Annotated in this window: 8 protein-coding genes; 2 read left to right on the forward strand and 6 right to left on the reverse strand. The window is 43.1% G+C overall.

Annotation, left to right across the window (positions count from 1 at the left end):
- Nucleotides 1-6: 6 nt before the first annotated feature.
- The 4 genes from DCK90_RS01690 to DCK90_RS16930 all read right to left on the reverse strand — a co-directional run bounded on the left by DCK90_RS01690 (nucleotide 7) and on the right by DCK90_RS16930 (nucleotide 4,057).
- Nucleotides 7-876, reverse strand: coding sequence for a helix-turn-helix domain-containing protein (locus tag DCK90_RS01690; RefSeq protein WP_108244428.1), 870 nt, complete (start codon nucleotides 874-876; stop codon nucleotides 7-9).
- 75 nt (nucleotides 877-951) lie between these two features.
- Nucleotides 952-3,195: a xanthine dehydrogenase family protein molybdopterin-binding subunit gene (locus DCK90_RS01695; protein ID WP_108244429.1), complete on the reverse strand. Its 2,244-nt coding sequence runs from the start codon at nucleotides 3,193-3,195 to the stop codon at nucleotides 952-954.
- 109 nt (nucleotides 3,196-3,304) lie between these two features.
- Complete coding sequence (locus DCK90_RS01700) at nucleotides 3,305-3,862, reverse strand: sugar O-acetyltransferase (RefSeq protein ID WP_229418520.1); 558 nt, start codon at nucleotides 3,860-3,862, stop codon at nucleotides 3,305-3,307.
- Between the two features lie 30 nt (nucleotides 3,863-3,892).
- Nucleotides 3,893-4,057 carry a hypothetical protein gene (locus tag DCK90_RS16930; protein WP_159075733.1) on the reverse strand — a complete coding sequence of 55 codons (165 nt, stop codon included), beginning with the start codon at nucleotides 4,055-4,057 and terminating at the stop codon, nucleotides 3,893-3,895.
- Nucleotides 4,058-4,093: 36 nt separating this feature from the next.
- On the opposite strand from DCK90_RS16930, the gene DCK90_RS01705 reads away from it, so the two are divergent.
- Nucleotides 4,094-4,996, forward strand: a complete 903-nt coding sequence (locus tag DCK90_RS01705; RefSeq protein WP_108244430.1) for a helix-turn-helix domain-containing protein — start codon at nucleotides 4,094-4,096, stop codon at nucleotides 4,994-4,996.
- 51 nt (nucleotides 4,997-5,047) lie between these two features.
- Here the strand turns inward: DCK90_RS01705 and DCK90_RS01710 are convergent, their stop codons facing one another.
- Entirely contained in the window at nucleotides 5,048-6,319 is a 1,272-nt protein-coding gene (locus tag DCK90_RS01710; RefSeq protein ID WP_108244431.1) for an NAD(P)/FAD-dependent oxidoreductase, read from the reverse strand.
- 181 nt (nucleotides 6,320-6,500) lie between these two features.
- Nucleotides 6,501-9,620 (reverse strand): WD40/YVTN/BNR-like repeat-containing protein, encoded by a 3,120-nt coding sequence (locus tag DCK90_RS01715; RefSeq protein ID WP_159075734.1) that lies wholly within the window; start codon nucleotides 9,618-9,620, stop codon nucleotides 6,501-6,503.
- Between the two features lie 461 nt (nucleotides 9,621-10,081).
- On the opposite strand from DCK90_RS01715, the gene DCK90_RS01720 reads away from it, so the two are divergent.
- Nucleotides 10,082-11,264, forward strand: a 1,183-nt coding sequence (locus tag DCK90_RS01720; protein ID WP_108244433.1) for an aldehyde dehydrogenase family protein, incomplete at its 3' end; no start/stop codon positions are given.

The following is an 11,264-nucleotide window of genomic DNA, read 5'->3' on the forward strand; positions in this document are numbered from 1 at the left end:
CAAATATTATGATCGAATAGCTTTGGGAGTTGTCCCTGTTAATCTTTTAAAGTAGTTATTAAAGTAGGTCGGGTAGTCAAATCCTAGGGCATATGCGATTTCACTTACGTTCCAATTGGTATGCTGTAACAAAGCTTTGGCCTCGGTGACTATTCTTTCGGAAATGTGCGCACTTGTAGATTTGCCCGTTACTTCCTTAATGGATTTATTGAGATAATTTACGTGTACAGAAAGATTGTCCGCATAGTCTTGAGGACTTCTTAACCGCAATGGATTATCCGCTGTTTCAATAGGGAATTGTCTTTCCAATAGTTCCAAGAATACATTGGTCAAACGAGATGCTGCACTTTGATGCTGCGTATATTTTTCGGACGGCTGCATCTTAAGGGCTTCGTGAAGAATCAGGTGTATATAGTTTCTAATCAAATCATCCTTAAAGGAATAATCAGTATGTTGTTCCTCCATCATTTTATCAAAAATACTATTCAAAAATAACCTTTGATCTTCAGTTATTTTTAAAACAGGTGTACCACCAAGACTAAAAAGAGGGGATTTAAGGATACTATCGGAACGTTCCGACATATTTAAAAACTCCTCCGAGAACAAACAAGTATAACCAATATAGGTGGTTGAAATGGTCTCCCAAGAATATGGGATATGTGGATTCCCAAAAAATAAAATGGTGCCTTCCTGTTCAAAACTTCTATCCGAATAGTTAATGATACTTTTCCCGGTCGTCAAACATATCTTGTAGAAATCCTTACGGCTGTAGATTTTGGTAGCACTACTGTCCTCTTCAATCTTAAATACATTGAAACCTTTCAATTTCAGCTCTTGATTGAACGGGGATACGGATCTCTCTGTTTTTGTTTGCATGGGACAAAATTAAGAAATTCAAATCAAGCCACATCATTTTATTTTGACCAATCGTAAATGCAGCTATATTTTGAACTACAAAAAAGGTTGGTCGTAATAGCGTTTTCCCGTCGCTTTGTACATTGCATTGGCCAAGGCCGGAAAAATTGGCGGAAAGGCAGGTTCGCCCAACCCTGTCGGATCCGCTTGATTGTCCACAAAATACACCTCTATATCTTTGGGTGCTTCGCTCATTCGAATCATCCGGTAGTCATCAAAATTTTCCTTGTTGGGTTTACCGTTCTCAAAGCTCAGGGAACCGAACATTGCATTTCCTATCCCATCCACAACTGCACCTTCCAAGAGGTTCTTGGCAGCATCGGGATTGATAACAATGCCACAATCCACGGCACAATATACTTTTTCCACTTTTGGTTTTCCGTCCTCCATCACCAGATCGAGAACTTGGGCCACATAGGAATTATGGCAAAAATATGCTGCCACTCCCCTATGGATACCAGGTTTTTCCTCGCCCCAATTCGATTTATCCCTGACCAACTCCAAAACTCCTTTGTACCTTGTGGGGTCGTAATCGTTTCTATCGCCAACGGGGCCTTTCTCGGCCCTTCTTAACAGTTCCAATCGCATTTCAATAGGGTCTTGGTCCATTTCTTCTGCAAGTTCGTCCAAAAACGACTGCTCCGCACAGGCCATAAAATTGGAGCTGGGAGCCCTAAAAGAACCCACTGTAATATTGGAAGGTATCGTCCAATCTTCGGCCAGATAATTATCCAAGGCCCCTGCCGGAAATCTATCGGCATACAAGGGGCTTTGCGGAACCCCGCCTGCGTTCAAATGCAGTCCGGTAAGGTTTTTGTCGGCATCCAAAGCTGCCTTGTAAGTAGCCCTGTAGGCCGGTCTATAAATTCCTGAAGTCATATCATCTTCCCGGCTATACATCAGTTTTACCGGTGCGTTCATCTTTTGGGAAATTATCCCGGCCTCGACCAACCAGTGGGCGTATGATCTGCGTCCATATCCCCCGCCCAAACGGGTCATTTTTATATCAATCTTCTCCAAGGGAATATCCAATCTGGCGGACAATGTTTTTTCAGTGAATTCCGGTTTTTGCAATGGCCCTGCAAACTCTGCTTTCTCTCGAGTCACGTGTGCAAAAAAGTTCATCGGTTCCATACAGTTGTGGGCCAGAAAAGGTGCTGTGTACGAACGTTCCAGAACATGGCTCGCTTCTCGCAATGCCTTTTCAGGATTACCGTCCTTTCTACGTTCGTTTCCTTTTTGATTGGACATCTCCTTCATCTTTCTGTCATGGTCCGAGGTGCTTTCCAAGCCTGCAGGAAACTTTGTAGAGGTCTTGCGACCAAACATGTCTTGTGCCACTTCCAAATCAGGTCTAGATTCCCATTCAATTTTAGGGACCAATGCTTTTTTTGCGTTCATCACCTCCCAAGTGGAGTCACCAACCACGACGACCAAATCCAAAAACGAATTGGTATCAAAAAACTGCCATTCGTAATCGTCCGTATAGGTATTGATGGCAAAAACATCTTTTATACCTGGCATATTTTTGACAGAAGACGCATCAAAATCCTTTAACATTAAACCAAAGGCAGGCGGGTGTACTATCATGGCCGAGAGTATACCTTCTTGAATATGGTCCAGTCCGAACAATGGTTTTCCCGTGATAATTTTTTGGGTGTCCACATTCTTTTTAGAGGTACCTATTATGGTGAAATCGGATAACTGTTTTAGTGTGATGGTCTCGGGGTCGGGAACTTCCAACTGTGATGCCGCCGTGGCAAACTCCCCATAACTTGCCTTTTTACCACTTCCGGAATGGGACAATTGTCCTTTTGAGGTCACTATTTCATCAAAGGGTACTCCCCAGCTTTCCGCGGCGGCCTGTATCAACATATATTTGGCCGATGCCCCTGCCTGTCTCAAAGTTTTCCAACTTTGGTGAATGGCCTGACTACCCCCGATAAACTGACGGGTATACTTATCCGTATCCAAGGGAGCCTGTTCTACCACTACCATATCCCAATCGGCATCCAACTCATCTGCCACGATCATGGGCATGGAAGTCTTCACATTTTGGCCGCCTTCGGGGTTGGGGGACATTATGGTGACCATACCGTTCTCTGCTATTTTAATATACCCGTTAACCTCTATCCAATCCTCGGGCATTAGCTGTCCTACCGCCTTCTTTTGGTCCTTGCAAGACATTATCCAGCTAAAACCCATCATCAATCCACCTCCGGCCAAAGTGGATGATTTTAAGAATAAACGTCTGTTCATTTGAGTACTGGTAGTAGCCATGGTATAGTTTTTAAAGGTTTATACGGCCAATCAATCCCTTAACATGTCTTGACTGGCCTTATTTTCTTGAAAATAGTAATTAAAGATTACGTTTTCACTTTAGGTACTGTTAATTATCCAAATGCTTGATAACTTTAGCTGGGATTCCGGCAACAACTGTATTGGGAGGCACATCCTTATTGACCAACGCTCCTGCTGCCACTACGGAATTTTCTCCAACGGTTACGCCTGGGAGAATCGTGGCGCTTGCTCCTATCCAAACATTCCTTTTAATCAGAACGGAGCTCGGCACCATGGTCTTTCTGGTTTTGATGTCGGTTGGATGGTTTTCCGAAGTGATGCTTACACGCGGGCCGATCATAACGTCATCTTCTATAGTAATTCCCCCAAGGTCCAAAAAACTGCAGGCATGGTTGATAAACACATTTTTTCCCAATGAAATGTTCTTTCCATAGTTGGTATAAAAAGGTGTGAACAACGTGGTACTCGCATCAACAGGAGAACCAATAATCTTGCTCAATATTTCTCTAGTTTCGTTTACATTCTGAGAAGCGTTCAATTTTGTGGACAACGCAATGGTATTGTTGACCTCAATGCCAATTTTTGTATAATCAGGGTCGTTCATGAGAATCTCCTCTCCTTGCATCATTCTTTCAAAAATGTTCATTGTCTTCAATAAAATATATTTTGTTTTAATCTAAAATACGGCTTCGTTTTCAGCTTTAATCATCATCCACATTTTTTCGTTTGTCTTTCCACCGCTCACCTCAAAGATATTCAGTAGAAAAGCATCTGCTCTTACCCATTTTACAGAAACGCCTACCTTTTTTACGGTTTCACTCATCTGATGTAAGAGAACCATTGTTTCTATTGGTTGTTTTGCCTACATTGTTAGGCTATGAGCAAGGTCATCAATTTGGAAACAGTGAACGATTATTGCAATCGCTTCAATCAAGTCTCCCAACATCCATTGGTCAGTGTTATGAATCTCCACGACCTAGTAAGAAACTCCCAGCATGGGATAGAGGCCCTTCGCTTTAATTTTTATGGGATATTCTTAAAGCAAAACCCCGATTGTATTCTAAAGTACGGTAGAAAGTATTATGATTTTCAAGAAGGCACTTTGGTGTTCATAGGTCCCGGTCAGATTGTCCAAATTGAAAATAGTGATGATTATACACCATCTGGCCATGCCCTATTGTTCCATCCCGATTTATTGCTCAAAACCAATCTTGGACAATTCATTTCTAAATACTCTTTCTTTTCTTACGAATTGAGCGAGGCGCTCCACTTATCTCAACGAGAGCGTCAAATTATTATCGACTGCCTGGAAAAAATCCGATTTGAACTGGAAAGAGATATAGATAAGCATAGCAAAGAACTTATCGTATCCAACATTGAACTGTTTCTTCGCTACTGTTCACGCTTTTATGACCGCCAATTTATCACCCGTGATGCGGTGAACGATGGTGTGGTTTATCAATTTAAAAAGTCCCTGCACAACTACATCCATTCAGGTAAAGCCCGAGAATTGGGATGCCCGTCTGTTGGCTACTTTGCCAAAGAGCAGCACCTATCCCCGAATTATTTTGGAGACCTCATCAAAAAGGAAACGGGCAAAAGTGCTTTGGAGATAATCCAGGCCAAGTTAATCGAAGTGGCCAAGGAACGTATTTTTGATCCTTCAAAAACAGTAAGTGAGATTGCTTACGAACTCGGGTTTAAACATCCTCAACATTTCTCTCGCTTGTTTAAGAACAAGGTAGGATACTCGCCCAATGAGTACCGTATGATGAATTAAGACCCCTTGGCTCGAGCACTAAGCGAAAGCATTTTAAATGCTATGCGACTTTTAAACTTCTCGCTCCTTAGGTTTAATGATCATTCTGAAGTATTGATCTCTGTGGATATAATATCCGATCCAGTCAACAAACGCACGCATTCGGTTCTTAAAATTGACCAAGCCCATGATATGGACAAATATCCAAATAAGCCAAGCCAAAAATCCTTTGACGGAATAATTTTGACCAGGAATGTCCAAAACGGCCTTGTTTCTGCCTATAATGGCCAAAGACCCCTTATCCTTATAGGTAAAATTCTGCCAACTCCCATCTTTCCTTTCCAAGTTCTTGGCCAAGTTTTCGGCCTGTTGTATTGCTGGTTGCGCCAATTGCGGATGTCCATTAGGAAATGCCTCGTCGCCCGATACTAGCGCACAGTCTCCCAAAGCATAAACGTTTGTATAGCCTTCTACCAGATTGATCCCATTTGTTTTTAAACGATTGCCCTTGCCATAACTTTCTTTGTGGAATCCATCAAAAGTCTTTGCGGAGACTCCTGCGGCCCAAATCAGGTTCTTGGTAAAGATTTCTGTATCGTCGGACAACAATACTTTTTCATTGTCAAAGTCTTTTACGAAGGTGTTCAATTTAATTTTAACTCCATATTGTTCAAGCTTTTTATGCGTGTATTTCTGTGATTTGATGGACATAGCCGATAATACTGCGTTTTGACCATCGATCAAATAAATACCTCCTAGATCTTCCCTATCTAGTTCAGGATAGTCTTTTTTTAGGATTGAAGAACTCATCTCAGCTAAAATTCCTGATAATTCAACACCCGTAGGGCCTGCCCCTGCAATTACAAAGGTCAACAAATGTTTACGCGCCTCTGCTTTTTGCAAACGGGTGGCACGATCTAATCGTGTTAGAATAGTATTACGTAAGGATAATGCATCGCTGATAGTCTTCATCGGAAGACTATATTTTTCGATATTCCTGTTTCCAAAGAAGTTGCTTTCCGCCCCAGTGGCCATCACCAGAATATCATAATGCAACTCGCCATTGCTCAAGATTATTTTGTTCTCCAAAGGCACTACTTTTTCCAAACTGCCCAATCGAAAACGAACATTTTTTTTATCTCGAAGGATTCTTCGAAACGGATAACTTATTGCGGAAGGTTCCATGAAACCTGTTGATACTTGATAAATCAATGGAGGAAAAAAATTGTAGTTGTTTACGTCCACCAAAATGACATCGTATTTTTTGGAATTGCCCAATCCCTTGATAAGTTCAAGACCTGCAAATCCCCCTCCTACGACCACAACTTTTTGCTTGTTTTCCATTCCAATAACCTTTTATTCAAAATTACGGTTATCGCAACAGATTTTACTTAAACTGGTTTAATAACCTTATCAAAACATTCCATTCTATCCAAAACAATCATCAGAATGTATACAAAACAAAAAAGAAGGCCCAACAAAGGGGCCTTCTCGACTAAACACACAACTATGAAGCAAAAATTGATTAAGGGGTATAAATCTGGGGAAGCCCTGTATTTGCAATAAGCTGGTTGAATTCAGCAACTTCTTTGCTCTTTATAAACTGTAAATCGGTTTTTAGTTTGTTCCATTGATCAAGATAATCTTTAGTCACATCTCTAACCCCTTCGGTAACGGGCAGGTTTCCTTTCCCAATACGGTTTAGAAAGTCTTTGTATTTGATCAACAATCTGGCCTCGAACATATAATTGCTTTGATAGGTCCGCATTTCCTTTTGCAGGATTTTCGCTATCCAGTCATCAATTCGCTCTTCGAGGAGTTTTCCTTTGGCATTTAATTCCGGCGAATCCGATTCTTCCATCACAAATTTCAACTGTTGCTTTACCTTTCTTAGGTCCCTTACCCCTTGGGTCATTTCGGTACCTGCTCTATAAATTGATTTGAAAATTCCGTCGCGTTCCACATATGCCTCTTCCACATTATCAATACTCATCTTTATTCGTGGGTCAATAGTGATGGCAAAATCTTGGGTCATAACAACATCACCAATGGTCAATCTTACTTTATAATCACCGGGAGCCGCATCATAAGCACTTAAATCTCGATTGGTGGTATACAGTTCAGTTAGGCAATCGAACATTCCTTTCCGCATGTTCCACTTATATCGGTGTGTTCCGATTGACTTTTTTAATTGTGGCTTAATCAGGCTCTCGCATTCAGTTCTTTCAACATTGGTGAATTCAGCATGGATTACCTTGCCTTTGCTGTCCAGTATCTCCAAGGACATTTTTGTATCCGCAGAAACTTCTTTGTTGTTCACGTAATGGATTTGAACTCCTTTTGGAGGGTTTTGACCACTGCCATCGGAACTATAAGCAACCGATAATTCGGCGTGGGTATCGTTGGGTCGGTACAAAAAGTGATCTGCGGTGGCCATATCTTCAGAAATTTGATGCAAGGGTGTAAGGTCGTCCAAAATCCAAATGGCCCTACCTTGTGTGGTGACCACCAAATCCTTACGTTGTACCCTCAAATCGGTTATAGGTACTTCTGGGAGGTTGTTCTGTAGCGAATGCCATTGTTTACCATCGTTAAAGGACACGAACATTCCTGTTTCCGTGCCAGCATACAGCAATCCTTTTCTGTCCGGATCCTCTCTAACCGTTCTGGCAAAAGTGTCCTCCGGGATTCCATTTACAATTTTTTCCCAGGATGCTCCGTAGTCAGTAGTTTTATATATCTGTGGGGTAAAATTGTTCATCTTATAACCGGCCATAGCAAAATAAGCTGTGCCGGCATCGTGAGGCGAGGGTTCCACTACATTTATGATACCTTCCTCCAAACCTTTTGGCGTGACATTGGTCCATGTAGCGCCCCCATCTTGGGTTACGTGCACCAGGCCACAATCGGAACCTGCCCAGACCACACCTTCCCTAACAGGAGATTCTTCAATATTGAATATATTGTTATAGCTCTCCGCGGTAATCTGTTCGTTGGAAATGGGTATTCCACCTTTTCCTTGATGGTCCTTATTGTTTCTGGTAAGATCTTCACTTACGGTTTCCCATGTTACCCCCCTATCGGTGGATTTCATAATGTATTGGGAACCATAATAAATTACATTTGGATTGTGGGGAGAAACCATTACCGGTCCATTCCAATTGGCCCTAAGTTTAAGGTTTTTGGGCTGTTCCCCGCTTATTCTTTCCGGATACGGGCGAACCATCCGTGTATTGTCGATATCACGGTCCCATTCCACAAAATTACTTGCAAAATAGGTTGAGTACACGTAACGTGGATTGTTCGGGTCCAACGCTACAGTGGCCGATTCACCCGCTCGCATAATATCCCAGTGCATCTGTCCAATACCATTGTCCATAACACGACTGTCAATGGCAATGGTACTATTGTCCTGTTGCCCTGAATATACCCTATAAGGATAACCATTATCCGTTATGGCCCTGTAAAATTGTCCAGTGGGTTGATTCATTACGGTAGACCAGGTTTTTCCCCCATTGAAAGTTATGGATGCTCCACCATCATTGGCATTGGCCATCACGGCGCTGTTGTTTGGGTTGATCCACATATCGTGATGGTCTACATGGCTCCCCGGGTTACCAGTAAAGGTTTTACCCCCATCAATGGATTTCATGGCATGACTGTTCATTACCCATAGCTCATCCTCATCATTGGGGTCGGCAATTATGTGCATGTAGTACCATGCCCTGGCATAGGTAGTTGCATCGTTCGTGGTCTGCGTAAATGTTTCACCTGCATCGTTGGAGCGATACACCCCACCTTCGCGTTCTTTAGCCTCAATGGCCATGTATACCACGTTTGGATTGGCCGGACTAATATCGATGCCCATTTTTCCCTTGAGCTTTGGCAATCCTTTATTGATTTCCTTCCAAGTTTTGCCACCATCGGTAGTTTTAAAAACTTTACTTCCAGCGCCGCCACTCTGTACAACCCAAGGTTTTCTTTGGAAATCCCAAGAGGTTACCATCATAAAATTGGGGTCGGATTCACTAACCGTCATATCCACAATTCCTGAATGATCATCAACATACAGAATTTTTTCCCAGGACTTCCCGCCATCTTCTGATAGGTACAATCCCCGATATTCATCCGTTCCCCATGGATTACCTTGTGCGGCGACATAAACTTTGTCCGGATTGGTAGGGTGAACATAAACTTCTCCAATATGCCGTGTCTCTTTAAGGCCAATATGTTCCCATGTTTTTCCCGCGTCCAAGGATTTGTACATACCATCTCCATGAGATGTTTTTACACCCCGAATACAGGATTCACCCGTTCCTACATAGATTATATTATGGTCAGATGGAGCTACGGTAATATCACCGATTCCGGTAGTATTGAAGTAGCCATCGGAAATGTTACCCCAAGTTTCGCCACCATCCTCGGTTTTCCATACACCACCTCCAGTGGCCCCCATGTAATAGGTGAATATGTCGTCGGGAATGCCTTCTATCGTTGTTGCTCTTCCTCCACGGAAGGGCCCAATATTTCTATATTCCATCGACTCGTAGAGGCGCTCATTTATACCGCTGCCCGGCTTTTTTCGTTGTCCAAAGGACGAAAAGGATATTGCCATACAGAGCAATATCAAAAATTGATTTTTCATTTGATAAGGTTGAATTTTGGTTGGTTTTTTAAAATTTTTCACAAGTTACCAAGTACCGAACATCGGCATTGCAAACTTGATGCAATACGGAGGTACAAAGCACCAAGTAATGATTCATCAATACATAAGTATTGTGACATCTAAACCTTTATTTTTTAAAATTTGAATACCCTAAGTAAAAGAATATTCTTAGGTGGTGTTTTTCTGCAGTGTCATATTTAGTTTGATTTCGATTTACCCTGACCGAAAAAACCAATTGAGGCCAATCAATTGAAAGGTTTTTACTGTCATAATTTATTACACCAACAAATTACAAAATAAATTCATTGCATCCCCGATTTTCCGCTAAAAATAAAGACTTTGACCTTCAATTGATGCCCTATAAAGTTTAATTTGGATATCCCTTTTAGTAACTTTGCTTCAACTGTAAAATAAATATTTAAAAATTAATTTAATCAAGTATGGGAAAAGGATTTTTTCATGTTCCGACCGCTATAAATGAGCCGGTCAAAAGCTACGCACCGGGCACTCCCGAGCGAGAAGAAGTACTAAAACAATACAAGGCGTTTTACGACAGTGAAGTGGATATCCCGCTTTACATCGGAAGCGAAGAAATAAGAACGGGCAACACCAGGCCCATGTCGCCCCCGCACGACCACAAGCACATTCTGGGACACTACCACTTGGCCGAGAAGACCCACGTGGAACAGGCCATCGCCAACTGTCTGGAAGCCAGGGAAGCCTGGGCGAACATCACTTGGGAACAGCGATGCGCCATCTTCCTTAAGGCCGCCGAGCTCATCGCGGGGCCATACCGCCAAAAGATGAACGCCGCCACCATGCTGGCCCAGTCCAAAAACATTTATCAGGCCGAAATCGATTCCGCTTGTGAGATCGTGGACTTTCTACGGTTCAACGTTGAGTACATGGCACAGATCTATGGCGAACAGCCGGAATCCTCCGAAGGGATATGGAACAGGGTCGAGTACCGTCCATTGGAAGGTTTCGTATATGCCATCACCCCGTTCAACTTTACCGCCATTGCGGGGAACCTTCCCGCAAGTGCGGCCATGATGGGCAACGTGGTGGTCTGGAAGCCCAGCGACAGCCAGATCTATTCCGCCAAGGTGATCGTCGATGTCTTCAAGGAGGCAGGACTGCCCGACGGCGTGATCAACGTGGTCTACGGGGACCCCGTTATGATATCCGATACCGTTCTGGACAGCCCCGACTTTACGGGCATACATTTTACCGGTTCCACCAACGTGTTCAAGAACCTTTGGAAGCAGATCGGGAACAACATCCATAAGTACAAAACTTATCCGCGGATCGTAGGCGAGACCGGCGGGAAGGATTTCATTATCGGGCACCCGACGGCCAAACCGCAACAAGTGGCCACGGCCATCAGCCGTGGGGCCTTTGAGTTCCAGGGACAGAAATGTAGTGCGGCATCACGGGTGTACCTGCCAAAGTCCACTGCCGATGAGATTCTGGAACTGGTCAAAAAGGACATCGCCTCCTTCAACAAACCGGGTTCCCCGGAGGACATGGGCAATTTTATCACCGCTGTGATCCACGAAGGGTCCTTTGACAAACTGGCCAAGTACATCGATCAGGCCAAGGCCGATGACAATGCCGAGATCA

This window comes from Muricauda brasiliensis (genome assembly GCF_003057865.1).
GTDB classification, from domain to species: Bacteria; Bacteroidota; Bacteroidia; order Flavobacteriales; family Flavobacteriaceae; genus Flagellimonas; species Flagellimonas chongwuensis.

Bases quoted from the DNA above. Each gene is read 5' to 3' on its own strand.
- DCK90_RS01690 (WP_108244428.1), bottom strand. From the start codon at position 876: ATGCAAACAAAAACAGAGAGATCCGTATCCCCGTTCAATCAAGAGCTG.
- DCK90_RS01695 (WP_108244429.1), bottom strand. From the start codon at position 3,195: ATGGCTACTACCAGTACTCAAATGAACAGACGTTTATTCTTAAAATCA.
- DCK90_RS01700 (WP_229418520.1), bottom strand. From the start codon at position 3,862: ATGAACATTTTTGAAAGAATGATGCAAGGAGAGGAGATTCTCATGAAC.
- DCK90_RS16930 (WP_159075733.1), bottom strand. From the start codon at position 4,057: ATGGTTCTCTTACATCAGATGAGTGAAACCGTAAAAAAGGTAGGCGTT.
- DCK90_RS01705 (WP_108244430.1), top strand. From the start codon at position 4,094: ATGAGCAAGGTCATCAATTTGGAAACAGTGAACGATTATTGCAATCGC.
- DCK90_RS01710 (WP_108244431.1), bottom strand. From the start codon at position 6,319: ATGGAAAACAAGCAAAAAGTTGTGGTCGTAGGAGGGGGATTTGCAGGT.
- DCK90_RS01715 (WP_159075734.1), bottom strand. From the start codon at position 9,620: ATGAAAAATCAATTTTTGATATTGCTCTGTATGGCAATATCCTTTTCG.